Genomic DNA, 23,526 nt, shown 5'->3' with positions numbered 1-23,526 from the left:
AGACTTAGGGGATGCGTTATGAGTCTGCAATGGTGGCAGGGGCCCTGCCAGCCGCTTGACCACGTCGCTCGAGCCAAGGCTGAGACCCGTCAGCAACAGTTGACCAAGCCGGCCGGTTCACTTGGCCGTCTGGAAGCGCTGGCCATTCATCTGGCGGCGCTGCAGGGGCGCGAGCGACCGGTCCTCGACAAATTGTGGATTGCCGTTTTTGCCGGTGATCATGGCGTGGTGGCCGAAGGCGTTTCCGCCTATCCGCAGAGTGTGACCGGGCAGATGCTGGCCAACTTTGCAAAAGGCGGCGCAGCCATCAGCGTGTTGGCGCGTGAGCTGGATGCAGCGCTGGAGGTAATCGACCTGGGCACTGCCGGGCCGCCGCCGCCGCTGCCTGGCGTACGGCGTCTGCATGTTGGCGCCGGTACGCAGAATTTCGTTCGTGATCCGGCCATGACTCTGGCTCAGACGATGATCTGTCTGGAGGCGGGGCGAGACAGCGTGCAGCGTGCTCGCGTCGCAGGCTGCGATCTGTTCGTCGGTGGCGAGATGGGCATTGGCAGTACCACGGCAGCCACTGCGTTGGCCTGCTGGCTGCTGGATTGCCCGGCGAGCGAGCTGGCCGGTGCCGGCACTGGGCTGGACGAGGCCGGTGTGGTGCACAAGGCGCGTGTGATCGATGCGGCGCTGGCAATGCACCGGGCGAAAATCGATGGGCCGCTGCAGGCGCTGGTCCACCTTGGCGGCTTCGAAATCGCTGCGCTCACGGGTGTATATCTGTCTGCGGCGCAGCTGGGTATCGCCGTACTGGTGGATGGCTTCATCTGCAGCGTCGCGGCCTTGCTCGCGGTGCGCCTCAATCCCGCCTGCCGTCAGTGGCTGCTGTTTGCCCATCATGGTGCCGAGCCCGGTCACGTGCGCGTGCTACAGGCGCTGGAAGCCGAACCGCTGCTGGAACTCGGTTTGCGCCTGGGTGAGGGCTGCGGTGCCGCCTTGGCTGTGCCGTTGCTGCGCCTGGCCTGTGCGCTGCACGGGCAGATGGCGACCTTCGCCGAGGCCGCTGTGGCCGAGAGACGGAGCTGATGCTGCATCTGGAGTTGCCGCTTCACGACGATACGGCGCTTTGTTCGATCCGGTGCAGTGCCCTGTCGGTACGGATATCGACTTTCTGAAGCAACTGTTATGGCCACGCGCTGCGCAACTGTATGAGTGCGAATCGCCGATGCGGGTATATACCTGTATCCATGTTGCCGACTTCCTGCCTCTGCACCCAACTGCGCCGCGCCAGCCGTGGCGTGACCCGCCGCTACGACGATGCGCTGGCTGCCGTCGGGCTCGGGGCTGCCCAGTTTTCCCTGCTGCGCCATGTGCAGCGGCTCGGACAGCCGAGCATTTCCGCACTGGCCGAAGCCATGGGGCTGGATCGCAGCACTCTGGGGCGCAATCTGCGGGTGCTCGAAGAACAGGGGCTGGTGCAAATGGGTGAGGGGCGTGATCTACGCGCTCGCGAGGTACGGCTCACAGAAGCCGGCCTGCAACGTATCGAACAGGCGCTGCCACTGTGGGAACAGGTGCAGCGTGAGCTGAATGCTCGGCTGGGCGAAGGACGCCGTAGCGAGTTGATGAAGCTGCTCGACGAACTGGCCTGATGGGCCCTTTACTGCCTGAACGGCCGCTGGCGGCCGTCTGCTGGAGATAACGATGACAACTGCATGGCGTTCAACCACCTGGCTGCTGCTCGGGGCGTCGCTGATCCTGGCGCTGTCGCTCGGCACTCGCCATGGTTTCGGCCTGTTTCTGCCGCCGATGAGTGCGGAGTTCGGCTGGGGCCGCGAGGTATTCGCCTTCGCCATCGCGTTGCAGAACCTGATCTGGGGCCTGGCGCAGCCGGTCACCGGTGCGCTGGCCGACCGCTTCGGTGCGCGCAAGGCCATCATCATCGGCGGTGTGCTTTACATGCTGGGTCTGGTGTTTATGGGCATGGCCGATTCGCCGTTGTCGCTGTCGCTGAGCGCCGGCCTGCTGATCGGTATCGGACTGTCCGGCACGTCGTTCTCGGTCATTCTCGGTGTGGTCGGCCGTGCCGTGCCGGTGGAGAAGCGCAGCATGGCCATGGGCATCGCTGCGGCTGCGGGCTCCTTCGGCCAGTTCGCCATGTTGCCGGGCACGCTCGGGTTGATCGGCTGGCTCGGCTGGTCTGCCGCGTTGCTGGCGCTGGGGCTGCTGGTTGCCCTGATCCTGCCGCTGGCCGCAATGATCAACGAGACGCCGCCACCAGTGAGCAATGGCCCAGAGCAGACGCTGCTGGAAGCATTGCGTGAGGCTGCCAGCCATTCCGGGTTCTGGCTGCTGGCGCTGGGTTTCTTCGTCTGCGGCTTCCAGGTGGTATTCGTTGCCGTGCACCTGCCGGCCTATCTGGTCGATCATCATCTGCCGGCACTGACCGGTACCACGGTGCTGGCGCTGGTCGGTCTGTTCAATATCTTCGGTACCTACATCGCCGGCTGGCTCGGCGGGCGCATGTCCAAGCCGCGTCTGCTCAGCGCGCTGTATCTGCTGCGCGGGGTGGTGATCACGCTGTTCCTGGTGGCGCCGCTGACGCAGTGGAGCGCCTACCTGTTCGGCATCGCCATGGGCCTGCTGTGGCTGTCGACGGTGCCGCTGACCAACGGCACCGTGGCCACCCTGTTTGGCGTGCGTAACCTGTCGATGCTTGGCGGTATCGTCTTCCTGTTCCATCAGCTCGGCTCCTTCCTCGGTGGCTGGCTGGGCGGTTATCTGTACGACACCACCGGCAGTTACGATCTGGTCTGGCAGATTTCCATCGGTCTGAGCCTGATGGCTGCGGTGCTCAACTGGCCGGTGCGCGAGGTTCCGGTGGCGCGCCTGCAGGGGGCGCCAGCATGAAGCGCAAGGTGCTGACGCTCAGTGCCGTTGCGCTGGGCGCCGGCCTGCTTCTGGTACTGGCCTGGTGGGGCTGGCGCCAGGGTGGCCTGGCCCTGCTGCAGCTGGGCGTGGGCATCTGCTAGTTGCCTGAGACTTGGGCTGCGAGTAGCGTGGTGAGATCGCGTTACAGCTCGAGGTCATCGTCATGTCCATTCGCCGTTTTGCCCGCGCGTTACTGCTCTCCAGTTTGACGTTGCCGGCACTGGCCGCCGAGTGTCCGGCGATGCTGCAGGGCGAACTGCCCAGGCTGCGTGCCAAGGGCGAGAACATCGAACTCTGCCAATTCGCCGGCAAACCGCTGTTGGTGGTCAACACCGCCAGCTTCTGCGGCTTCACTCCGCAATTCAAAGGGCTTGAAGCGCTCTATCAGCGCTACAGGGATCAGGGGCTGGAAGTTCTGGGCGTGCCGTCCGACGATTTTCGCCAGGAGTCCGCTGATAGCCAGGAGACGGCCACTGTCTGTTACGTCAATTACGGCGTGACCTTCGCCATGACCGAGCCGCAAGCCGTTTCCGGTGATGACGCCATTCCTCTGTTCAAGGGCCTGGCCGAGCAGAGCCGGCGGCCGCGCTGGAACTTCTTCAAATATGTGGTCGACCGTCAGGGCAAGGTGCTCGCCAGTTTCTCCAGCCTGACCAAACCGGACGATCCGGAACTGATCGCCGCCGTCGAGAAGGCCATCGCGTCGCAGCCCTGAGTATGCGGATTGGTACGGGCCGTCCCTGGCCGCGGGGATGATTCCGATCAGAAGCGGTAGCTGATCGCGGCGCCCAGACCGTGCGCGCTGTTCTTGTAGCGTGCGCGGTAGGTGCCACGGGAGGCACTGACGTGATCCACGTTCACCGATTCTTCCTGCAGGTAGGAGTAGGCCAGATCGATGGTCATGTCCTGGTTCGGACTCCAGCCGGCGCCAACGCTGAAAATGGTGCGGTCGCCCGAGGGAATGCGGGGCGAACGGTCGACGTTATTGGTCGGCGACTGGTCGACGGCGATACCGGTGCGCAGCGTCCACTGCGGATTGAGCTTGTACGACAGGCCAACTGCATGGGCCCAGGTATCGTGCCAGTTCTGATCCTCGACGATGGTGGAGAGGTTGGCCGGTAATGCCGGGGCATCGTTCTCCACACGAATTTCCTTGAGGCGGCTCCAGCGCGTCCAGGTGCTGCCGACGTACAGGGTCCAGCGATCATCGAGTTCGTGGGTAAACGAAAGATCTACGGATTCGGGAGTAGTCAGCTCCAGATTGGCGTCGTACTTGCCGGCGATACCTACCAGCGCCGGGGCTTCGACGCGAGTGTCACCTTCCAGTTCGTACTTCACGCGCGAGTGGTAGGTAAGGCCGGCACGGGTGCCGGGCGTGAACTCATAGAGCATGCCGACGTTGAAGCCCACGGCCACGTCATCACCCTTGACCTTTACCTTGCCATCGCCAAGCGGCGTAAACAGGGACGAGGTCAGCTCACCTTCGATATGGTTGAAGGTAGGGCCGAAACCGACCGACAGCTTGTCGTTGAAGCGGTAACTCAGGGTGGGTTGCACGGTAATCACGCGTACATAGCTCTTGTCCGCGTAGTAACGACCCTGGAAGTTGCTCTCGTAATCGGTCATCAGGCCGAACGGTGCGTAGATGCCGAGGCCGAATGCGACCTTGTCGTCCAGCGGTTTGACGTAGTAACCCATGGGCACGCCTGTGACGGGCACCATGTCACCGTCATTGCTGCCCGCGATCGGACCGCCCGGAGAGCTGGCGTTGACCCGGTCGATATCGCTTTTGGCGTAAATGGCCGCAGCACCGACGTAGATCTCGCTACGCTTGAGGCGGGACATGCCGGCCGGGTTACCGAACACGGTGCTGGCGTCATCGGCGGACGATGAGCGTCCGGCAAAGGACGTGCCCATTCCGGCGATGCTCTGTTCGTTGAGGGCGAAGCCGCTGGAGAAAGCCTGGCTGGATGCGGCGGTAATGGCGACGGCGAGACCGGTCTTGAGAAGACGTTTGCTCACGGGGAAGCTCCTATGGTGAGGCGAGGGGGCGCACGCTACAGTTTTTCCTGACCCCTGCCAAGGCGCTTAAGTTCCCGAAATAGAGCGTATTGTCGGACAATTGGTTGGATTTTGTACGTATCTTCTTCAGTTATTTTTCTGACGAGTCGGTCAGGCCGCCTGGCTTGCCTGTTCGATGCAGCGTTGCCAGGCCTCGAGAAAGTCGTGCTGACGACCTTGTGGCTGAAAAACCCTGCACCAGATTCGGCCCATGGCCATCAGGTCATTGGCGGCGGGTAGTTCCAGTTTCTCGACCTCAATCAGCAACCAGGCGATGGCCGTGGCGTAGCGCAGATTGACCGTGAGTTCCAGGTGCGGTGCTTCGAGAAAGGTGTGCTGGCTGGCGAGACCGCGGACGCGGCTGGCAAGCTCGGGGTCGAAGGCCAGGTGCTGGTCCCAGAGCGACTGATGACGCTGCTCGCTGATGCGATAAAGACCGTGGCCTTGCGGGGTGTCGAGTGCGCTGCCGAGTGCCGACTGGCAGGCCGCGGCCCCCAGCAGCAGCGCCTCGGCTGTGTCGCTATGACGTTGCAGATAGAGAAGGGTAGGGCGGATCACGTGCTGACTGAGATCGCAGGCGGCTATTCCCATGACGTCCTCGCGAAGGGTGCCGGTGGGGCCGTGCATTGGCAGCTATTCTGGTGGCTCTAGGATAAAGGCCCCACCGGGAGCGGGGTTAGCCGCTCATTTTCAAGTCTAGTGCGATATTTCAGTCTTAAAGGGCTGTTTTTAAATTGATTTCGGATCTGAGTTATTGGGCATATTTCGATTGGTGCTTAAAACCGCTGCTTAGTCGCCAGTGGCAATTGTAGTGGTCTACTAACCCCAGACACCCATTTAGGGCGAGAATGCTCGCCATACAGAGGTGTTCGATGAGCAGACAACGACGTACCTTCACCCCGACTTTCAAGCGAGAGGCTGCCAGCCTGGTGCTCGACCAAGGCTACAGCTGTCCCGAGGCCGCCAGATCTCTCGATGTAGGTGAGAGCTTATTGCGCCGCTGGGTTACCCAGTTGCAGCTGGAGCGCGGGGGCGTTACGCCCACTGCCAAGGCGCTCACACCGGAGCAGCAGACCATTCAGGAGCTTCAGGCCCGTATCAACCGGCTGGAGCTTGAGAAGAAAATATTAAAGGAGGCCACTGCGCTCTTGATGGCCGAGGAACACGGGCGCAGACGTTGAAGTCGATTCGGCAGTTGGTAAAGCACTACCCTGTTCAACTGTTGTGTTCAGTCTTCGAGCTACCCCGGTCTTGTTATTACGCCCACTTGGCCCGGCGGCGTCATATCGATGTCCGCCGAGTGAACCTACGCAGTCGTGTCAACGAGCTGTTCAACCAAAGTCGTGGCTCAGCGGGCAGTCGCAGTCTGGTTGCCATGCTGCGGGATGAAGGCGTTAACGTCGGGCGTTTCAGAGTCAGAAGATTGATGAAGGAACAAGGACTGATCAGCAAACAGCCCGGTTCTCATGCGTACAAGAAGGCCACGGTCGAGCGCCCCGACATTCCCAATGTGCTTGATCGCAAGTTCACCGTGGCTGCGCCAAACAAGGTCTGGTGTGGCGACATCACGTATATCTGGGCAGAGGGTCGATGGAGCTATCTGGCGGCGGTCTTGGACTTGTACAGCCGCAGAGTGGTGGGTTGGGCGATGTCCGCCAAGCCTGATGCGGAACTGGTCGTCAAAGCGCTCGACAGGGCTTACGAGATGCGTGGCAGACCACAAGGCGTGCTGTTTCACAGCGACCAGGGCAGCCAATATGGCAGCCGGGGTTTCCGCCAACGGCTCTGGCGCTATCGGATGATTCAGAGCATGAGCCGAAGGGGAAATTGTTACGACAATTCGCCCATGGAGCGGCTGTTTCGTAGCCTGAAAACGGAGTGGGTGCCGACAGTGGGTTACATGACGACAGCGTTGGCCGAGCAGGACATCGGCCGCTACCTCATGCAGCGGTACAACTGGATAAGGCCGCATCAGCACAACGGCTTCGTACCGCCGGCGGTTGCGGAAGAAAAACTCAATTCTGTGTCCGGGAATTGTTGACCACTACAAATCGGACGTGACGGATCGGTGATCCATTCGCTCCATGATCCGGCGTAGAGCGGTGCCAGCGGGTAACCGGCCAGGTTCATGGCGAACAGGTTGTGACACGCAGTAACGCCGGAACCGCAGTAGGCCACCAGGTTTTCCACCGGGCGATCACCGCGCAGTTTGTCGAAGCGCTCGCGCAGCGCCTGTGCCGGAAGGAAGCGGCCGTCGCTACTCAGGTTGTCGGTGAATGCCGCGCATTGCGCGCCGGGAATGTGTCCGGCAACCGGATCGAGCGGCTCCACGTCGCCACGGAAACGTGGCAAGGCACGTGCGTCGAGCAGGGTGAGATCTGGATTGCCCAGGCGCAGGGCCAGCTGTTCGGCACTCAGCAGCAGGCTGCTGTCAGGTTGCGCCGAGAAGTCGCCGGAAGCATTTTCCGGTGGGTCCAGGGTCAGTTCCAGGCCGGCCTCGCGCCAGGCTTTCAGGCCGCCGTCGAGCAGATACAGACCATCGCGCTTGCCCAGCCAGAGCAGCAGCCACCATGCCCTTGCGGCGAATGCGCCAGGACCATCGTCATACAGCACCACCTGGCTGTCCGCCCGCAGGCCGCAGCTGCGCAGGCGTTCGACCAGCGCGCTTGGGTCCGGCAGCGGGTGGCGCCCGGTCACGCCCTTGACTACCGGTGCGGACAGGTCCTGTTCGAGATCGAGAAAGTGGGCCCCGGGGATATGTCCGTCCAGATAGCTGCGGCGGCCGTAGGCGGGGTCCTCAAGGGCGAAGCGGCAGTCGAGTACCACCAGGTTGTCCTGCCCCAGACGTTGCTGAAGGTGTGTCGCGCTGATCAGTTGAGCGAGTGGCATGGTACCTCCTGTGTCGTATACGCGTTTGCCGGCATCATACCGTCTAGCTCATCCGCTGCATCCCGTATCGATCTCCCGATAGGTAAGGAGCCGTTTCATGCTGAGTCTGCAACCCATCGCGCGTAGCGCCAACCTGGCCCGTCGTATCGGCGTGGTGCTCGGGACCCTGGGGGTGACGCTGTATTTCTGCCTGCTGGTGATTGGCCGTGCCGCCGTGGGAAGGCTGCGCCGCGAGCATGTCGATGGTTACACGCGCGCCTGGTCTGCGGCGTTGCTGCGGCTGGTGCGCATGCGGATGACGGTGCAGGGCCAGTGTCCGAACTTCGATGATGGCCGGCGTTATCTGATCCTCTGCACGCATTCCAGCCATTACGACATTCCAGCCAGTTTCGTCGCCATGCCGGGTTCGATTCGCATGCTGGCCAAGAGCGAGTTGTACCGCATTCCGTTTCTCGGTCGTGCCATGCGCGCGGCCGAGTTTCCCTCTGTAGCCCGGCATGATCCGCAGCAGTCCCGGCGTGACCTGGAGCGTGCCCGGCAGATGATGGAAAGTGGCATCGTGCTATGGGCCGCTCCGGAGGGGACGCGTTCGGCCGACGGGCGGTTGCAGCCGTTCAAGAAGGGCTGCTTCCATCTGGCGCTGGATACCGATGCGGTGATCGTGCCGGTCGCTATCCGCGGCATTCAACATGTGTTGCCGGCACGCACCTGGCGTCTGAATCTCGATCAGCCGGTGCAGTTCGTGATTGGTGCCGCGATCGACGCCAGCCGCTACGACCGCGATAGTCTGACGGCTCTGATGGCCGATACGCGGCAGAGCATCGAAACATTGCTGCAGGGCGCCGACCTTGTACCTGCGGCGGGCGTCGATGTCGCTCCAGTGGTCGAAAACTGTGCGCAATAGGGTGGTTATGCTGCATTTCGGGGTGTTTTTTGGGCGGCTGAAGATGAGTTGCGCCGGCGCCTGATAGGGCTGGCGCACTAAAAAGTTTCATTTAGGCGACATTTTGATCTGTTTTGGTGCTGTGCTGCCTGATAGAGTGCCGGCCACTTTGTCTTTGTGGTGTCGAGGTACCGCATGTCGTTGTCCGTTGATTCTTTCCTGGCGCGCCTGAAGCAGCGCGATCCCGATCAGCCCGAGTTCCACCAGGCGGTGGAAGAGGTCGTGCGCAGTCTGTGGCCCTTCCTCGAAGCCAACCCGCGCTATCGCGATGCCGGCATTCTCGAACGCATGGTCGAACCCGAGCGCGCGATCCTGTTCCGTGTGCCTTGGGTCGACGACCGCGGCCAGGTGCATGTCAACCGCGGCTACCGCATCCAGATGAGCAGCGCCATCGGCCCGTACAAGGGCGGCTTGCGCTTTCATCCCTCGGTGAACCTGGGGGTGCTCAAGTTCCTGGCCTTCGAGCAGGTGTTCAAGAACTCGCTCACCTCGCTGCCCATGGGCGGCGGCAAGGGTGGTTCGGACTTCGATCCCAAGGGCAAGAGCGAAGGTGAAGTGATGCGCTTCTGCCAGTCGTTCATGACTGAGCTGTATCGCCATATCGGTGCCGACCTCGACGTGCCGGCCGGTGACATCGGCGTCGGTGGCCGCGAGATCGGCTACCTGTTTGGCCAGTACAAGCGCCTGTCCAACCAGTTCACCTCGGTGCTGACCGGCAAGGGCCTGAGCTACGGCGGCAGTCTGATCCGCCCGGAAGCGACCGGTTATGGTTGCGTGTATTTCGCCCAGGAGATGCTCAAGCGCATCGATCAGGGTTTCGAAGACAAGCGTGTGGCTATTTCCGGCTCTGGTAACGTCGCCCAATACGCGGCGCAGAAGGTCATGGAGCTGGGTGGCCGGGTGATTTCGATGTCCGACTCCGAAGGCACCATGTATGTCGAGGGCGGCCTGAGCGACGAGCAATGGCTGTACCTGATGGATCTGAAGAACGTGCGCCGTGGTCGTCTGCGCGAGATGGCCGAGCACTATGGTCTGCAGTTCTTCGCTGGTCAGCGCCCCTGGGGCCTGCCGTGCGACATCGCGCTACCCTGTGCGACGCAGAACGAGCTGGACGGCGAGGATGCCCGTACCCTGCTGAAGAACGGCTGCATCTGCGTGGCCGAAGGCGCCAACATGCCCTCGACCCTGGAAGCAGTGGATCTGTTCGTCGAGGCCGGCATCTGCTACGCGCCGGGCAAGGCCTCCAACGCCGGCGGCGTGGCCACCAGCGGTCTGGAAATGAGCCAGAACGCCATGCGTCTGCACTGGAGCGCCGGCGAAGTGGACGAGCGTCTGCACGGCATCATGCAGAACATTCACCACGCCTGCATGCACCACGGCGAGGAGAATGGCCGCATCAACTACGTCAAGGGCGCCAACATCGCCGGCTTCGTCAAGGTTGCCGACGCCATGCTGGCCCAGGGCGTGGTCTGAGGCCCGCAATCTGGCGGTAAAAAAAGCCCCGGTCATCCGGGGCTTTTTGTCAGTGCAGCTCGAGCCGGCCGATGCGGTCGTTGTCCAGACTACCGAAGTACAGATGATCGCCTACCGGCTTCACCGAGGTGACCATGCGCAGGTGGGTGCCACTGGTGTCGTGCAGGCTGCGGACGATCTCGCCTTGCTCGTTGAGGGCGATGGCAAAACCGTAGGGAATTGCCTTTGGCCACATCGCCCGCGGCAGCTTGGCCAGTTGCGCCTTGAGCCAGGGGTGGCGATGGAGGAAGTCGGCATCGGCCTTGCGCGGGGTCGGCAACGCCACCCAGAACGTGCCCTTGCGGTCGCCCTGCAGGTTGTCCGGCAGGCCGGGCAGGTTGTCGATGAAAACGTCATGCTGGCCGGCCTTATCTCCCTTGAGCCAGTAACGGGTGATGCGGTAGCGATAGGTCTCGTTGACCAACACGAAGTCTTCGTCGGCCGACAACGCCACGCCATTGGCGAAGTACAGGCCATCGAGCAGCACCCGGGTTTCACCGCTGGCCGGGTTGTAGCTCAGCAGGCGTCCATGCGGGCGCGCTTCGAGCAGGTCGAGCAGGTAGTCCGGCTGCTGGAAACGCGAGGAGGCGTCACTGAAATAGATGGTGCCGTCGCTGGCGATATCCAGGTCATCGGTGAAGGCGAAGGGCAGACCGTCCGCCTCGGTGGTCAGCACGGTGATCGCGCCTTGCGGGTCGATGCTCAGCAGGCCCTTGTAGGCGTCGGCGACAATCAGGTTGCCACTGGCGTCGAAGTTCATGCCCAGCGGCCGGCCACCGGTGTCGGCGAAGGTTTCCAGGCTGTCATCTTCCAGCACGCGTACGATGCGCCCGTCATGCAGGCCGGCGTACACCCGGTTCTGGTCGTCGACGGCGGTGTCTTCCGGGCCATGCAGTTGGCCGCGAGCCAGCAGTTCGGCCTTCATCAGGGTGTCGTTGGGTTCCAGTACGCCGGTCATCTCCGGAGCGGGCGCAGCGTCCCAGGGCAGCGGATCGATCGGGCTGGGGCTGAGCGCCAGGTAACCGGCCGCTGCGGCCAATAGCATGACGAGCAGGGCAAGCAGTTTTTTTAGCATTGTTGTTCTTCCGTGTCGGAGGTAGTGCGCGGCACAGATTACACAGTTCCGCTGATTCACGGCAGGCCGCGCCCCGAGCGATAGCCTGGGCATATATACTGCGCGGCATTGTTAACGGGAGAGCCGCGTGGCTAACGACATTCACTGGATTCTCGACGACGCCAGCCTGGCCGAGCACTGCGCCGCCTGGCAGGCGCTGCCTTTCGTCGCGCTGGACACCGAGTTCATGCGCGTCGACACCTTCTATCCCATCGCTGGGCTGCTGCAGGTCAGCGGTGGCGATGGCGCGTATCTGATCGATCCGCTGCGCATCAGCGACTGGCGGCCGTTCACTGCGTTGCTCGAAGCGCCGAATGTGGTCAAGGTGCTGCATTCGTGCAGTGAAGATCTTGAGGTATTCCTGCGCCTGACCGGCAGCCTGCCGGCGCCGCTGTTCGACACGCAACTGGCGGCCGGTTATCTCAATCTCGGGTTCTCCATGGGCTACTCGCGCCTGGTGCAGACGCTGCTCGATATCGAGCTGCCCAAGGGCGAGACCCGCTCCGACTGGTTGCAGCGGCCGTTGTCCGAGCTGCAGGTGCGCTACGCCGCCGAAGACGTGCTGCATCTGGTGGAGGTGTACCGTGAACTGATGGCCCGTCTGGCGCCGCAGAAGGTCGAGTGGGTGCTGGAGGACGGTGCCGAGCTGGTGGCCAACCTGAGCCGTGAAGTGGCGCCGGAGGATGCCTGGCGCGATGCCAAGCTGGCCTGGAAACTCTCGCGTCAGCAACAGGCAGTGCTTCGCGCCCTGTGCGCTTGGCGCGAGCGCGAGGCCAGGGCGCGCAACCTGCCGCGCAATCGTGTGCTGCGCGAGCATTCGCTGTGGCCGCTGGCGCGCACCCAGCCGGATAACCTGGTGGCGCTGGCGCGCATCGAGGACATGCATCCGAAGACCGTGCGCCAGGATGGCGAAACCCTGCTGAAGCTGATTCGCGAGGCTGCGGCATTGCCGCCCGAGCAATGGCCCGAGGCCTTGCTCGAGCCGCTGCCAATCGAGGCCTCGGCGCTGCTCAAGAAACTGCGTGCCGTCGGCCAGCGTGAGGGCGAGCGCCTGGATATCGTGCCCGAGCTGATGTTGCGCAAGAAAACCCTGGAGGCTCTGCTGAAAAGCGGTTACCCCGATGGTCCCTACCAATTGCCCGATTCCCTGCGCGGCTGGCGTCGGGAGCTGATGGGGCAAGCGCTGCTCGATTGTCTCGCAGACGATTGAAACACTATCTAGGTTGTCTGGCCGTTGTTAAAAGCAGTCTGGGTCGCCAGCCCGGTCGAGATGCTTATCCAGCCGCTTGTAAACTGCGCTCTCCCGACCGCTTTTGCCTGGGCCAGCCAGCCTCGCCAACATTGTTCAAAAGCCTGCGGGCCGCTGAAGGAGAATCTGCGTGAAACGCATCTGTTCCATCTACAAAAGTCCGCGCAAGAACGAGATGTATCTCTATGTGCTCAAGGCCGAGGCCCTGACCCGGGTACCGGAGGGCTTGCTCGCCGTGTTCGGCCCGCCCGCGCATGCCTTCGACCTGGTGCTCAGCCCGGAGCGCAAACTGGCGCGCGAGGACATCGCCGTGGTGCTGGAGAATCTCGAGAAGCAGGGCTACCACCTGCAGATGCCGCCACCCGAAGAGGAGTACATCGAGCACCTGCCCGACGAACTGCTGCGTCGCAACGACCCGGTCTGAACCATGCGTCTGCTGATCGCCGAAGACGACCACGCGTTCTATGCCGAGTGCATCCGCTGCGCCTGCCCCGAACTGCAACTGGTAACGGGGGCGCAAGCCGAGGCGCTGCGTGCGGTAGCCGGCGAGTGCGAGCTGTGGCTGGGCCAGCCTGATCTGCTCGCGCCATTGCTGCGCGAAGGCCTGCACCCGCAGTGGCTGCAGTCGACCTGGGCGGGGATCACGCCGCTGCTGGCTGCCGGCCTGCCGTGCGATTATCGGCTGACCCGCGCCGTGGGCATCTTCGGTCAGGTGATGGCCGAATACGTGCTCGGCCACATGCTGGCTCATGAGCGGCGCCTGTTCGCTCGGCTGGCGGCACAGGTCGAGCAGCGCTGGGATCACGGCCTGCCGCGCAGCCTGCGTGGGCGCCGGGTGCTGGTGGTCGGTTGTGGTGATATCGGTCAGGCCGTGGCCACCTTCCTGCAGCCGTTTGGCGTGGAACTGCGTGGCGTTGCCAGCCAGTCGCGTCAGCAGGCGCCTTTTGCCGAAGTGGCGGCCATGGATGATTTGCCACGGCTGATCGCCTGGGCCGATTACGTGGTCAATCTGCTGCCGGATACACCGGCAACCCGCGACCTGTACGATGCCCGGCTGTTTGCTCATTTCCGCAACGAGGCCGTGCTGATCAATGCCGGTCGTGGCGTTGCGGTGGTCGACGCCGATCTGGTCGCCGCGCTCGAACGCAATCAGCTGGCGGGCGCGGTGATCGACGTATGCCGGGAGGAGCCGCTGCCGCCAGGCCATCCGTTCTGGACGGCGCCACGGCTGTTGCTCACCGGCCACAGTTCGGCGCCAACCGATCCGGCGTTGATGAGCGAGCTGTTCATCGACAACCTGGCGTGCTGGCAAGCCGGCCAGCCGCTGCGTGGTGAAGTGGATTTCGCCCGTGGTTACTGATGCCGTTGGGCAAAGGCCGCTTGGCCCGATCCGCTGCCCGGGCTAGACTGCCGCGCCTTTCACGCCTGAGTCGATACTGCTGCCATGGCCGCCAACCCCGACCCCTTCTGGAAACGCAAGACGCTGGCCCAGCTCGATCCGGCCGAGTGGGAGTCGCTGTGCGACGGCTGCGGTCTGTGCTGCCTGCAGAAGCTCGAGGACGAGGACGACGGCTCCGTCTACTACACGCGTATCGCCTGCAAACTGCTGGACCTGCAGACCTGCCGGTGCAGCGATTACCCCAATCGGGTCAAGCATGTGCCCGATTGCATCCAGCTCACGCCGGCGCAAGCCGATCAGTTCAAGTGGCTGCCGCCGACCTGCGCCTATCGCCTGGTCAGCGAAGGCAAGGATCTGCCGCACTGGCACCACCTGGTGAGCGGTGATCCGGATGCGGTGCACGCCGAGCGGATTTCCCAGGCGGGACGCATGCTCAGCGAGAACAGCGTGGCCGAAGATGACTGGGAAGATCATCTGATTTTTCGCGCTGGTTGATTGCCGCGCGGCTTCGTGGCAAATCTGTCTACCGTCCATGGAATTTGCCCTGTGGCGCGGCGGTCATATGCCGCCATGTCCCGCATCAGGAGTTGTGCCCGATGTCCCTTCGCTTGCCGTTGTTCTCGTCTCTGCTGCTTCTGAGCCTGCCGGCCTTCGCCGCCGCGCAGAAGGTCAATCTGGATTATCACGTGCGCTTTCTGCCCGAGAGCAATCAGGCCGAGGTCAGTATCACTCTGGAGAAGGGCGAGCGCGTGCGCAGTTTCGACTTCAATCTTGGCGAAGACGGCCGCTTCAGCGACTTCAAGGCCGATGGCCAGTGGTCGCAGGAAGTCGCAGGGCGTGGCCAGTGGCAGCCGGCGGAGGGCAAGAGCGTGCTCAGTTATCGGGTGCTGATCGACAACGAGCGCAAGCCGGGCCGTTACGATGCCAGGATGACCGAGGACTGGGCGCTGTTTCGCGGCGACGATCTGGTACCCGCGGCCAAGCTCGATCAGCGCGACAAGACCGACCTGGTGGCGCGCCTGCAGTTCGAGCTGCCCAAGGGCTGGAAGAGCGTGGAAACCGGCTGGCCGCGCATCGGCAAGAATCGTTTCCGCATCGACAACCCGGAGCGCAAGTTCGACCGCCCGACCGGCTGGATGCTGGCTGGCAAACTCGGCACCCGCCGCACGCGCCTGGGCGATACCGAGGTCGCCATTTCCGCGCCGATCGGCGAAGGCATGCGGCGCATGGACATCATGACCTTTCTTACCTTCGTCTGGCCGCAGATGCAGCAAGTATTCCCGCGCGATCCGGACAAGCTGCTGATCGTCGGCGCGGGCAACCCGATGTGGCGTGGTGGCCTGTCAGCGGCCAACTCCTACTACATGCACGCCGACCGTCCGCTGGTCAGCGAGAACGGCACCAGTTCGCTGGTGCATGAGCTGGTGCATGTGTTCGGTCGCATCTATGGTCGCGACCGCAGTGACTGGATCGCCGAAGGTCTGGCCGAGTACTACGCCATCGAGCTGGTGCGCCGTGCCGGTGGCATCAGCGAGGATCGCTATCAGAAGATCCGCGAGCAACTGATTCGCTGGAGCAAGCCGGTCAACAGCCTGCGTACCGACAATGCCAGCGGCCCGGTCACTGCGCGTGCGGTGCTGTTGCTGCAGGAGCTGGATCGGGAAATCCGCCAGAAGACCAAGGACAAGGGCAATCTCTCCCTGGACGACGTGACCCGCGGGCTGATGCGTCTGGACAAGGTCAGCACCAAGGACTTCGTCGATATCACCGAGAATGTAATCGGCGGTCCGTCGAAAACCCTGGATACCCGACTGCTGCGCTGAGTAGTCGCGATTCAGGGGCGCGCCGGAGTGTCTTCAGTCTGAAGACGCTCCGGTGGACTCGGTTCAACCCTGTTTGTCTTCCGTGCGGCCGAGCAGCGCCGCCAGGCCGGCCAGCCCCTTGTGCGTGACCTTGCTCCCGGAACCCGCACTGGCCGCCTCTTCCTTCTGGTAGTGCAAATCGACCTGACGCTGGTGTTCGTTGTCGTGGCAGTACAGGCACAGCAGTTCCCAGTTTGAGCCGTCTTCCGGGTTGTTGTCGTGGTTGTGATCGCGATGATGCACGGTCAGCTCGCTCAGGCGTTTGCCGCTGAACTCGCGGCCGCAGCGCCCGCAGATGTGCGGATACATGCGCAGGGCCTTTTCCCGGTAGCTGGTTTCGCGGCGTTGCTGGGCTTCGGCGAGAATCTTGTCGAGCTTGCTGGTCGGAGTCATGAGGTTCGCTGGAACGTTCGTGGGCAGGAATTGCCAGAATAGAACGAAAGCCAGTCGAGCAGGAGAGCCATCATGCGTATCCCCATTCTTGCCGCGATGATTCTGGCGTCCAGCGCCGCCGCTCTGGCATGGGCACAGCAGCCCATGAGCATGCCATCATCCGCAGAGGCCGGTGCGCCGGGAACGGCGACGCCGCAGCCTTATGGTCAGCCTTCGACCACAGCTCCGATCAAGCGCCAGGGATCGGCACCCCTGTTGCCGCCACCCCAGGGACAACCTATGCCCGGGGCGGCGCCCCGTTCCAGTGGTGATCAGCCGATTCCGCAACTGGACCAGCAGATACGCCGCAACAGCCAGGAGCTGGAAGGGCAGCGCAAGCAGGACTGAGCGTCGTTTTATCGTAGGAGCGGCTTCTGCCGCGATGCTTGCGGCGGAAGCGCAATGCCGCCCAACCGCTCCTACGGGTGTGCTATCCCCAGGACGCGGAACAGGAACGCGTACTCCAGCGCCACATCCCTGATGCTCTGATAGCGCCCGCTCATGCCGCCATGACCCGCGCCAAGGTCGGTCTTGAGCAGCAACAGGTTGCTGTCGGTCTTGTCGCGGCGCAGCCTGGCCACCCACTTGGCCGCCTCCCAGTACTGCACGCGGCTGTCGTTGTAACCGGCGACGGCGAGGATCGCAGGATAGGCCTGGGCGCGGACGTTCTCGTACGGCGCGTAGGACCTGATGCGTTCGAAGACCTCAGGCTGATTGGGATCACCCCATTCGTCGTATTCGGTAACCGTCAGCGGCAGGTCCGGGTTGAGCATGGTGTTGAGCACGTCGACGAAAGGCACCTCGGCGATGGCAGCGGCGAACAGGTCCGGACGTTGATTGAGCACGGCACCGATCAGCAGGCCGCCGGCGCTGCCGCCGCTGATGGCCAGTTGTGACGAGGTGGTGAGGCCTTCGGCGATCAGGCGTTCGGCGCTGGCGATGAAATCATCGAAACTGTTCTGCTTGAGCTCCAGCTTGCCGGCCCGGTACCAGGCTTCACCCATCTCGCCGCCGCCGCGTATGTGTGCGATGGCGAAGACGAAACCGCGGTCGAGCAGGCTCAGGCGGGCGTGGGAGAACCAGGGGTCGAGGCTGGCACCATAGGCGCCATAGCCATAGAGATAGAGCGGAGCCGGTTGGCCGGCGGCGAATACCTCGCGGCGTGCCACCAGGCTGATGGGAATCTGCGTGCCGTCGGCAGCGCTGGCCCAGAGACGCCGGCTCTCGTAGGCATCGGTGTCGAACGGACCTTCCACGGGCGTCTGCTTGAGCACCTGCTGCGCGCCGCTGGCCAGCTCCAGCTGGCGTACCTGCGCCGGGCGGTTCAGCGCCTCATAGCGCAGACGAATCACCGGGCTGTGAAATTCCAGGCTGTCCTGCACATAGAGGCTGTAGGCGGCATCCGGCAGTTGCACGCGATAAGCCGCCTGACCCTGCGCCTGTACTTCGAGAACCGGCAGGCCGCCTTCGCGCAGGGACAGGACGACGGCGCGCTGATTCAGTGTGGCGCCTTCGAGCATCACCTGCGGGTCATGGGCACGAATCTGCTGCCAGTGTGGCCGCTGCGGTTTGTCCTCGGCGGCCCGGTACAGCGCGAAGTTGATGCCGGTCTGGTTGCTGCGGATCAGCCAGCACCACTGACCATCCAGCATGCCGTGATCGACGTCGTATTCGTGGCCTTCCTCGCGGGCGGCCAGGCAGGTAAAGGCACCTTGCGGCTGCTGGGCGTCCAGCACCCAGACTTCGCTGGTGGTCTTGCTGCCCAGTTGCAGAATCAACTGACGCTCGGAACTGGAGCGATAGCAGTGCACGAAGAAGCGGCCATCGGGCTCTTCGAATACCGCTTGGGCTGCGCTTTCGCCGAGGCGGTGACGCAGAAGTTTGTAGGGCCTGTGGGTGTCGTCCAGTTCGGTGAGGAACAGCGTCTGGCTGTCATTGGCCCAGGTCATGCTGCCGTCGCAATTGTCGAAGGGCAGTTCGCTGATCTGGCCGCTGTCCAGTTCCTTGACGAACAGGTGGTAGATTTCGTCGCCGCTGGTGTCGAGGCTGTAGGCCAGACGACGCTGGTCGGGGCTGATGCTGAATGCGCCCACGGAAAGAAAACCGCCGCCGGCCAGCTCATTGGAGTCGAGCAGCAGCGTCTCGCTGGCACTGTCGACCTGCAGCGAGCCATCGGCAGGGCGACGGCAGCGATAGTGCCGTGGGTACTCGTCACCGGCCGTGGTGCGCTGATAGTAGAGGTAATCGCCCCAGGGCGTGGGCAGCGACAGATCCGTCTCGCGGATACGCCCCTTGATCTCCTCGAACAACTGCTCGCGCAACGCCTGCTGAGGCTCCAGCACGCTCTCCAGGTAAGCGTTCTCGGCCTGCAGGTATGCCAGCACCTCTTCGCTGTCGCGGTTCTCCAGCCAGCGATAGGGATCGTTGCCGGCTTCCTGGCGGGCGATGGGGGCAGGGGACATGGCGAAACTCCAGAGCAGCCTGGTCGGCAAGAGCGCCGAGCCTGGTAAAAACCGCTATGATAAGCGCCCCTTTGCCAGACCTGCCACGCCGGCGCCTGCTTATGATGAATGAAAACGACTACCTCATGGCCTGGGCGGCCTACGGGATTGCTGCCCTGGGTTGCCTGTTGGTATGGATGCGCCTGACCCGCTGGATGTGGCGCTATCTGCGTGAGCCGCTCGCCGTGCTGGTGGCCGTGCTGCTGTTCAGCCCGACCATCATCGATCCGACACGTGAACTGTTCGCCCCCGCGCTTGCCGTCACCGCCATGGATCTGCTGCTCAAGGTCGGCAACAACGCCTGGCGGGCCGTGGCCGATCTGGCGCTGTATGGCCTGATTGCCCTTGCGGTTTATCTACTGTTCGTCGCCATTCGCTGGCCCATCGAAAGCTGGTGGAAGGGTCGCCATGGTCAGTCACGATCCGAGCCTGACGACGATCCGCGTACCCTGCGCGAACGCATGGAAGAGGACGACGATCTGCCGATTCGCGATTACGGGCGTGATCGCAGCGGTCGTATGGAGCCACGTATCTGACTTGACCCCTTGTGCCTGCTGGTGCGTTTTTGCCGCAGGGTCGCAAGCGACTTGATACGCGTCTGCAGCCCGAAGCCGGGCGTTTGCGCCTGAGCCTCGGCAAGGAGAATTGATTCGATGTGCGAATTGCTCGGCATGAGCGCCAATGTACCCACCGATATCGTTTTCAGTTTCACCGGGCTGATGCAGCGCGGTGGTCGCACCGGCCCGCATCGCGATGGCTGGGGCATCGGTTTCTATGAGGGGCGCGGTCTGCGCCTGTTCCAGGACCCTCGGGCGAGCAGCGAGTCCGAGGTGGCGCAACTGGTGCAGCGCTACCCGATCAAAAGCGAAGTGGTCATCGGCCATATCCGTCAGGCCAACGTCGGCAAGGTCTGTCTGGTCAATACCCATCCCTTCAGCCGTGAGCTGTGGGGGCGCAACTGGTGTTTCGCGCACAACGGCCAGTTGGCCGGCCTGCAAGGCTCCAGCAGCTTCTATCGGCCCGTGGGCGAGACCGACAGCGAAGCCGCATTCTGCGATCTGCTCAACCGTGTGCGGCGCGCCTTTCCCGAGCCGGTATCGGTGGAAATGCTCCTGCCGGTGCTGGTCGCGGCCTGTGCCAGTTACCGCCAGCTCGGCGTGTTCAACTGCCTGCTCAGCGATGGCGACTGGCTGTTCAGCTTCTGCTCGACCAAGCTGGCGCATATCACCCGCCGCGCGCCCTTCGGTCCGGCGCAGCTCAAGGACGCCGATCTGAAAGTCGATTTTCAGTCGGAAACCACCCCCAACGACGTGGTCACGGTGATCGCCACCGAGCCTCTCACCAATAACGAGCAGTGGACGCTGTACCAGCCGGGCGAATGGCGCCTGTGGCGCCGCGGCGAATGCATCACTCACGGCAAGGCCTGATCCCATGCTTAGAAGCTACCTGCGTCTGACGCTGTTCGCCTTCGGTCTGTTGCTCGGCGTACAGGTGCCGGGCTTCATCGATGACTACGCCAAGCGCGTCGAGGCTCATCGCCTCGAGTCGCGGCAAAGCCTCAAGGGGTTTGAGGAGACGGCGCAGAAGTTCTTCAAGGGCGACATGGATGCCCTGGTGGCGCACTACCGCGTCAGCGATGATCCGGTGATGCGCAGCGATGCCCAGAGCGTTGGCCATCTGGTGCAGCGCTCAGCCTTGCTCGAACGCGAGTGGCAGGCCATGCAGGGGCCCTGGTACGCCCAGGCCTGGCACCTGGCGACAGGTGCCGACCACGAACTGTTCCAGGAAACCCTGCAGGCTTACCGCTATCAGGTGCTGTTCACCCCGGAGGCGATTCTCTGGGGCGTGATCAGCGCGCTTCTGCTGGCCTGGCTGGTTGAGGTGCTGGTCGTGCTGGTCGGCTGGATGTTCGGAGCAGGGCAGACCCGGCGCGTCCAGCAACGCCACTGGCGCTGAACGCAAGGACTTGCCGAGCGTGGTTGCCAATGGTTCGCCAGGCTGGCCGCCACCAATGGTGAGCCCCGAAAAGGTGCGCTGGTTCGCCTGAGCACAGGGCTGGGCATGCTAATGTAATACCGCGTTACATTTACCACTACCCCCGTCTCACTGGAGTTTCCATGTCGATCAAGGATTCGATCCTGGCAGCCGCGCTGGCTGCCGTCCTGCCGTTCACGTCTGCATACGCCAATCCTGAACCCGAGTCCGAAAGCGCCGCGTTCGGCGAGGACTTCGTCGAGGACGATGATTCCGCGCAATACATCAGCCCCGAAGAGTTCGTCGCCAGCCTGGAGGTCAGGACCGGGCGAGTGGTGCTTGGTAACGATCTGGCCACCCTCGATCTTCCAGATTCGCTGGTGTTCCTCGATGGCGAGAATACCCAGCGTCTGCTGGTCGACGGCTGGGGCAACCCACCGGACGATGTGCTGCCGCTGGGCATGATCCTGCCGGCCGGAATATCGCCGCTGGCCGACGAATCCTGGGGCGTGACCGTCGAGTACGAAGACAGCGGTTATGTGTCCGACGAGGACGCCGCCGACATCGACTACGGCGACATGCTCAAGGATATGCAGGCCGATATGCACGAGGCCAATATCTGGCGCGAAGAGAACGGTTACGAGCCCGTACAGCTGGTCGGCTGGGCGGCCGAGCCGCGCTACGATGCCGAAGGCAAGAAGCTGCACTGGGCCAAGGAACTGAAGTTCGGCGACAGCGAAACCAACACGCTGAACTACAACATCCGCGTGTTGGGCCGTAAGGGGGTGCTGGTGCTGAATTTCGTCGCCAACATGGACCAGTTGGCGGAAATCGAGGCCAACGTGCCGGCCGTGCTGGCAGCGACCGACTTCAATCCCGGTCAGCGCTATGCCGAGTTCGATCCGGATCTGGACACCGTGGCAGCCTACGGTCTGGGCGCCCTGGTCGCCGGCAAGGTGGCGGCCAAGACCGGTCTGCTGGCCATGCTGCTGGTGCTGTTGAAGAAGTTCTGGTTCATTCCGGTGGTGCTGTTTGGCTGGCTGTTCAAGCGTATCGGGCTGCGCAAGAAGGACGAGCCCAGCGAAGCGGTAAGTGCGCCGCAAGCGCCAGTAGCCACTGCCGAGAGCAAGCCCGAAGAGCCACTGCAGACCCCGGCGCAGACGGTGATGGACTTGAACAAGCCGGACGACGACAAGCGCTGAGTTCGAGTCTTACGTCGCTCGGATGTAATCCGGGGGCTTGTCATGGCGCCCCCGGATTGCATCCGGGCTACAAGAACGCCGCGAATCCTTTGCAGGGTTCGCGGCGTTTTTCGTTGCGGCTGAACGTCTTACTTGGACAGGTACTTCATGCCTTCTTCCAGGCCCTGCAGGGTCAGCGGGTACATGCGGTCTTCGATCAGCTCGCGTACCAGACCGGTGGAAGCGGTGTAGTTCCAAGTGTCCTTGGGGTAGGGGTTGATCCAGATGATCTTCTTGAATTTCTCGGTGAAGCGCTTCATCCAGACGTAGCCGGCTTCCTCGTTCCAGTGCTCGACGCTGCCACCGGCCTGGGTGATTTCGTAGGGCGCCATGGCCGCATCACCGACGAACACCACCTTGTAGTCGGCGCCGTACTTGTGCAGCAGGTCCAGGGTCGAGGTGCGTTCGCTGGTGCGGCGCATGTTGTTCTTCCACACGCTCTCATAGATGAAGTTGTGGAAGTAGAAATACTCCAGATGCTTGAACTCGGTCTTGCAGGCACTGAACAGTTCCTCGCAGACCTTGACGTGGGCGTCCATCGAACCGCCGATGTCCAGCAGCAGCAGGAGCTTGACCGTGTTGCGTCGCTCCGGGCGCATCTGGATATTGAGCAGACCGCCGTCCTTCGCGGTGTGGTCGATGGTGCCGTCGAGATCGAGCTCTTCGGCCGCGCCTTCACGGGCGAACTTGCGCAGGCGGCGCAGGGCGACCTTGATGTTGCGCGTGCCCAGTTCGACCTGATCGTCGAGGTTCTTGTATTCGCGCTGATCCCACACCTTGGCGGCCTTGCCCTGGCGCTTGCCGGCATCGCCGACGCGAATGCCTTCCGGGTTGTAGCCGCCGGAACCGAACGGGCTGGTGCCGCCGGTACCGATCCACTTGTTGCCGCCGGCGTGCTTTTCCTTCTGCTCCTCGAGGCGTTTCTTGAACTCCTCGATCAGCTTGTCCAGACCACCGAGGCTCTGGATCTGCGCCTTTTCCTCTTCGCTCAGCAGGCGTTCGAATTCCTTGCGCAGCCACTCTTCGGGGATCATCGCCTCGATATGTTCGTTGAGGTTTTCCAGACCCTTGAAGTAGGCACCGAAGGCCCGGTCGAACTTGTCGAAGTGACGTTCGTCCTTCACCAGAATCGCGCGCGCCAGGTAATAGAACTCGTCCATGTCGGCGAACACGACGTTGTGCTTGAGCGCGTTGATCAGGTCGAGCAGCTCGCGCACCGACACCGGCACCTTGGCCGCGCGCATTTCGTTGAACAGGTTGAGCAGCATGTTATGCCCTCATGAAAGTCTGTGACTGCCTGTGGCCGCTGCCCGCACCAGAGGAAGGGCGAGCGAGCTAGAGTCAGGCAAGGCGAGAGCAGGCGAGCAAGCGCAGTGTATTTTTGTACATGAGCATTGCGTGCCTGCTCTCAACGCAGCCTGGCCGACGCG

At 62.9% G+C, this 23,526-nt stretch carries 25 protein-coding genes; 18 read left to right on the top strand and 7 right to left on the bottom strand.

Annotated features, from left to right (window positions below):
* Positions 1-18: 18 nt before the first annotated feature.
* From cobT to OEG79_RS13195, 5 genes are all read left to right on the top strand, one after another.
* Entirely contained in the window at positions 19-1,074 is a 1,056-nt protein-coding gene (cobT, locus tag OEG79_RS13215; protein ID WP_264145459.1) for a nicotinate-nucleotide--dimethylbenzimidazole phosphoribosyltransferase, read from the top strand.
* A 161-nt stretch (positions 1,075-1,235) separates the two neighbouring features.
* Positions 1,236-1,640 (top strand): MarR family winged helix-turn-helix transcriptional regulator, encoded by a 405-nt coding sequence (locus tag OEG79_RS13210; protein ID WP_264145458.1) that lies wholly within the window; start codon positions 1,236-1,238, stop codon positions 1,638-1,640.
* Positions 1,641-1,692: 52 nt separating this feature from the next.
* Positions 1,693-2,898 carry an MFS transporter gene (locus OEG79_RS13205; RefSeq protein WP_264145457.1) on the top strand — a complete coding sequence of 402 codons (1,206 nt, stop codon included), beginning with the start codon at positions 1,693-1,695 and terminating at the stop codon, positions 2,896-2,898.
* Positions 2,895-3,020, top strand: a complete 126-nt coding sequence (locus OEG79_RS13200) for a hypothetical protein (protein WP_264145456.1) — start codon at positions 2,895-2,897, stop codon at positions 3,018-3,020. The genes OEG79_RS13205 and OEG79_RS13200 overlap by 4 nt, the downstream gene beginning before the upstream one ends.
* A 62-nt stretch (positions 3,021-3,082) precedes the next feature.
* Positions 3,083-3,634, top strand: coding sequence for a glutathione peroxidase (locus OEG79_RS13195; protein ID WP_264145455.1), 552 nt, complete (start codon positions 3,083-3,085; stop codon positions 3,632-3,634).
* 47 nt (positions 3,635-3,681) lie between these two features.
* Here OEG79_RS13195 and OEG79_RS13190 read toward each other — a convergent pair whose 3' ends face one another.
* Complete coding sequence (locus OEG79_RS13190; RefSeq protein WP_264145454.1) at positions 3,682-4,941, bottom strand: OmpP1/FadL family transporter; 1,260 nt, start codon at positions 4,939-4,941, stop codon at positions 3,682-3,684.
* Between the two features lie 150 nt (positions 4,942-5,091).
* Positions 5,092-5,571, bottom strand: a complete 480-nt coding sequence (locus OEG79_RS13185; protein WP_264148720.1) for a hypothetical protein — start codon at positions 5,569-5,571, stop codon at positions 5,092-5,094.
* A gap of 281 nt (positions 5,572-5,852) precedes the next feature.
* Here OEG79_RS13185 and OEG79_RS13180 point away from each other — a divergent pair.
* Positions 5,853-7,021, top strand: a protein-coding gene (locus OEG79_RS13180; RefSeq protein ID WP_264145293.1) for an IS3 family transposase whose coding sequence is annotated in 2 segments (ribosomal slippage) — positions 5,853-6,114 and positions 6,114-7,021 — 1,170 coding nt in all. Because the reading frame shifts where the segments join, the coding sequence is not laid out codon by codon here.
* Here OEG79_RS13180 and OEG79_RS13175 read toward each other — a convergent pair.
* The gene (locus OEG79_RS13175; RefSeq protein ID WP_264145453.1) at positions 6,952-7,869 is read right to left on the bottom strand and encodes a sulfurtransferase; all 918 of its coding nucleotides are present in this window, start codon (positions 7,867-7,869) and stop codon (positions 6,952-6,954) included. The two genes, OEG79_RS13180 and OEG79_RS13175, sit on opposite strands and share 70 nt — an antisense overlap.
* A gap of 97 nt (positions 7,870-7,966) precedes the next feature.
* On the opposite strand from OEG79_RS13175, the gene OEG79_RS13170 reads away from it, so the two are divergent.
* Positions 7,967-8,773, top strand: a complete 807-nt coding sequence (locus OEG79_RS13170) for a lysophospholipid acyltransferase family protein (RefSeq protein ID WP_264145452.1) — start codon at positions 7,967-7,969, stop codon at positions 8,771-8,773.
* A gap of 174 nt (positions 8,774-8,947) precedes the next feature.
* Positions 8,948-10,285, top strand: a complete 1,338-nt coding sequence (gene gdhA, locus OEG79_RS13165; RefSeq protein ID WP_264145451.1) for an NADP-specific glutamate dehydrogenase — start codon at positions 8,948-8,950, stop codon at positions 10,283-10,285.
* 49 nt (positions 10,286-10,334) lie between these two features.
* Here the strand turns inward: gdhA and OEG79_RS13160 are convergent, their stop codons facing one another.
* Positions 10,335-11,399 carry an SMP-30/gluconolactonase/LRE family protein gene (locus OEG79_RS13160; protein ID WP_264145450.1) on the bottom strand — a complete coding sequence of 355 codons (1,065 nt, stop codon included), beginning with the start codon at positions 11,397-11,399 and terminating at the stop codon, positions 10,335-10,337.
* Between the two features lie 127 nt (positions 11,400-11,526).
* Between OEG79_RS13160 and rnd the strand changes: the two genes are divergently transcribed.
* The 5 genes from rnd to OEG79_RS13135 all read left to right on the top strand — a co-directional run bounded on the left by rnd (position 11,527) and on the right by OEG79_RS13135 (position 15,909).
* Positions 11,527-12,648, top strand: coding sequence for a ribonuclease D (gene rnd, locus OEG79_RS13155; protein WP_264145449.1), 1,122 nt, complete (start codon positions 11,527-11,529; stop codon positions 12,646-12,648).
* 169 nt (positions 12,649-12,817) lie between these two features.
* Positions 12,818-13,111 carry a YcgL domain-containing protein gene (locus tag OEG79_RS13150; RefSeq protein WP_264145448.1) on the top strand — a complete coding sequence of 98 codons (294 nt, stop codon included), beginning with the start codon at positions 12,818-12,820 and terminating at the stop codon, positions 13,109-13,111.
* Between the two features lie 3 nt (positions 13,112-13,114).
* Positions 13,115-14,047, top strand: coding sequence for a D-2-hydroxyacid dehydrogenase (locus OEG79_RS13145; protein ID WP_264145447.1), 933 nt, complete (start codon positions 13,115-13,117; stop codon positions 14,045-14,047).
* A gap of 84 nt (positions 14,048-14,131) precedes the next feature.
* On the top strand, positions 14,132-14,581 hold the full coding sequence (locus OEG79_RS13140) for a YcgN family cysteine cluster protein (RefSeq protein ID WP_264145446.1): 450 nt from the start codon (positions 14,132-14,134) through the stop codon (positions 14,579-14,581).
* Positions 14,582-14,682: 101 nt separating this feature from the next.
* On the top strand, positions 14,683-15,909 hold the full coding sequence (locus OEG79_RS13135; RefSeq protein ID WP_264145445.1) for a hypothetical protein: 1,227 nt from the start codon (positions 14,683-14,685) through the stop codon (positions 15,907-15,909).
* Positions 15,910-15,972: 63 nt separating this feature from the next.
* On the opposite strand, the gene OEG79_RS13130 is transcribed toward OEG79_RS13135, so the two are convergent.
* A complete protein-coding gene (locus tag OEG79_RS13130) occupies positions 15,973-16,341 on the bottom strand; it encodes a YajD family HNH nuclease (RefSeq protein ID WP_264145444.1) in 369 nt (122 codons plus the stop codon).
* Positions 16,342-16,413: 72 nt separating this feature from the next.
* Here OEG79_RS13130 and OEG79_RS13125 point away from each other — a divergent pair, with 72 nt between their 5' ends.
* Complete coding sequence (locus OEG79_RS13125; protein WP_264145443.1) at positions 16,414-16,728, top strand: hypothetical protein; 315 nt, start codon at positions 16,414-16,416, stop codon at positions 16,726-16,728.
* A 71-nt stretch (positions 16,729-16,799) separates the two neighbouring features.
* On the opposite strand, the gene OEG79_RS13120 is transcribed toward OEG79_RS13125, so the two are convergent.
* Positions 16,800-18,842 carry a S9 family peptidase gene (locus tag OEG79_RS13120; protein ID WP_264145442.1) on the bottom strand — a complete coding sequence of 681 codons (2,043 nt, stop codon included), beginning with the start codon at positions 18,840-18,842 and terminating at the stop codon, positions 16,800-16,802.
* Positions 18,843-18,943: 101 nt separating this feature from the next.
* Here OEG79_RS13120 and OEG79_RS13115 point away from each other — a divergent pair, with 101 nt between their 5' ends.
* The 4 genes from OEG79_RS13115 (at position 18,944) to OEG79_RS13100 (ending at position 22,057) form a co-directional block, all read left to right on the top strand.
* Complete coding sequence (locus OEG79_RS13115) at positions 18,944-19,417, top strand: MFS transporter (protein WP_264145441.1); 474 nt, start codon at positions 18,944-18,946, stop codon at positions 19,415-19,417.
* Between the two features lie 117 nt (positions 19,418-19,534).
* On the top strand, positions 19,535-20,308 hold the full coding sequence (locus tag OEG79_RS13110; protein WP_264145440.1) for a class II glutamine amidotransferase: 774 nt from the start codon (positions 19,535-19,537) through the stop codon (positions 20,306-20,308).
* Positions 20,309-20,312: 4 nt separating this feature from the next.
* Entirely contained in the window at positions 20,313-20,837 is a 525-nt protein-coding gene (locus tag OEG79_RS13105; RefSeq protein WP_264145439.1) for a DUF2937 family protein, read from the top strand.
* Positions 20,838-20,998: 161 nt separating this feature from the next.
* Positions 20,999-22,057: a DUF2167 domain-containing protein gene (locus tag OEG79_RS13100; protein WP_264145438.1), complete on the top strand. Its 1,059-nt coding sequence runs from the start codon at positions 20,999-21,001 to the stop codon at positions 22,055-22,057.
* A 128-nt stretch (positions 22,058-22,185) separates the two neighbouring features.
* Here the strand turns inward: OEG79_RS13100 and OEG79_RS13095 are convergent, their stop codons facing one another.
* Positions 22,186-23,364 carry a vWA domain-containing protein gene (locus OEG79_RS13095; RefSeq protein ID WP_264145437.1) on the bottom strand — a complete coding sequence of 393 codons (1,179 nt, stop codon included), beginning with the start codon at positions 23,362-23,364 and terminating at the stop codon, positions 22,186-22,188.
* Between the last annotated feature and the right edge of the window lie 162 nt (positions 23,365-23,526).

The organism is Pseudomonas sp. Z8(2022) (genome assembly GCF_025837155.1).
Taxonomy (GTDB): domain Bacteria; phylum Pseudomonadota; class Gammaproteobacteria; order Pseudomonadales; family Pseudomonadaceae; genus Aquipseudomonas.
Note: the sequence above shows the minus strand (reverse complement) of the source record. Positions and strands in the feature narration are given on the sequence as shown.

What these genes read in the sequence shown, in the direction of transcription:
- cobT (WP_264145459.1), top strand. Translation starts at nt 19, where the DNA reads ATGAGTCTGCAATGGTGGCAGGGGCCCTGCCAGCCGCTTGACCACGTC.
- OEG79_RS13210 (WP_264145458.1), top strand. Translation starts at nt 1,236, where the DNA reads ATGTTGCCGACTTCCTGCCTCTGCACCCAACTGCGCCGCGCCAGCCGT.
- OEG79_RS13205 (WP_264145457.1), top strand. Translation starts at nt 1,693, where the DNA reads ATGACAACTGCATGGCGTTCAACCACCTGGCTGCTGCTCGGGGCGTCG.
- OEG79_RS13200 (WP_264145456.1), top strand. Translation starts at nt 2,895, where the DNA reads ATGAAGCGCAAGGTGCTGACGCTCAGTGCCGTTGCGCTGGGCGCCGGC.
- OEG79_RS13195 (WP_264145455.1), top strand. Translation starts at nt 3,083, where the DNA reads ATGTCCATTCGCCGTTTTGCCCGCGCGTTACTGCTCTCCAGTTTGACG.
- OEG79_RS13185 (WP_264148720.1), bottom strand. Translation starts at nt 5,571, where the DNA reads ATGGGAATAGCCGCCTGCGATCTCAGTCAGCACGTGATCCGCCCTACC.
- OEG79_RS13175 (WP_264145453.1), bottom strand. Translation starts at nt 7,869, where the DNA reads ATGCCACTCGCTCAACTGATCAGCGCGACACACCTTCAGCAACGTCTG.
- OEG79_RS13170 (WP_264145452.1), top strand. Translation starts at nt 7,967, where the DNA reads ATGCTGAGTCTGCAACCCATCGCGCGTAGCGCCAACCTGGCCCGTCGT.
- gdhA (WP_264145451.1), top strand. Translation starts at nt 8,948, where the DNA reads ATGTCGTTGTCCGTTGATTCTTTCCTGGCGCGCCTGAAGCAGCGCGAT.
- OEG79_RS13160 (WP_264145450.1), bottom strand. Translation starts at nt 11,399, where the DNA reads ATGCTAAAAAAACTGCTTGCCCTGCTCGTCATGCTATTGGCCGCAGCG.
- OEG79_RS13145 (WP_264145447.1), top strand. Translation starts at nt 13,115, where the DNA reads ATGCGTCTGCTGATCGCCGAAGACGACCACGCGTTCTATGCCGAGTGC.
- OEG79_RS13140 (WP_264145446.1), top strand. Translation starts at nt 14,132, where the DNA reads ATGGCCGCCAACCCCGACCCCTTCTGGAAACGCAAGACGCTGGCCCAG.
- OEG79_RS13135 (WP_264145445.1), top strand. Translation starts at nt 14,683, where the DNA reads ATGTCCCTTCGCTTGCCGTTGTTCTCGTCTCTGCTGCTTCTGAGCCTG.
- OEG79_RS13130 (WP_264145444.1), bottom strand. Translation starts at nt 16,341, where the DNA reads ATGACTCCGACCAGCAAGCTCGACAAGATTCTCGCCGAAGCCCAGCAA.
- OEG79_RS13125 (WP_264145443.1), top strand. Translation starts at nt 16,414, where the DNA reads ATGCGTATCCCCATTCTTGCCGCGATGATTCTGGCGTCCAGCGCCGCC.
- OEG79_RS13120 (WP_264145442.1), bottom strand. Translation starts at nt 18,842, where the DNA reads ATGTCCCCTGCCCCCATCGCCCGCCAGGAAGCCGGCAACGATCCCTAT.
- OEG79_RS13115 (WP_264145441.1), top strand. Translation starts at nt 18,944, where the DNA reads ATGATGAATGAAAACGACTACCTCATGGCCTGGGCGGCCTACGGGATT.
- OEG79_RS13110 (WP_264145440.1), top strand. Translation starts at nt 19,535, where the DNA reads ATGTGCGAATTGCTCGGCATGAGCGCCAATGTACCCACCGATATCGTT.
- OEG79_RS13105 (WP_264145439.1), top strand. Translation starts at nt 20,313, where the DNA reads ATGCTTAGAAGCTACCTGCGTCTGACGCTGTTCGCCTTCGGTCTGTTG.
- OEG79_RS13100 (WP_264145438.1), top strand. Translation starts at nt 20,999, where the DNA reads ATGTCGATCAAGGATTCGATCCTGGCAGCCGCGCTGGCTGCCGTCCTG.
- OEG79_RS13095 (WP_264145437.1), bottom strand. Translation starts at nt 23,364, where the DNA reads ATGCTGCTCAACCTGTTCAACGAAATGCGCGCGGCCAAGGTGCCGGTG.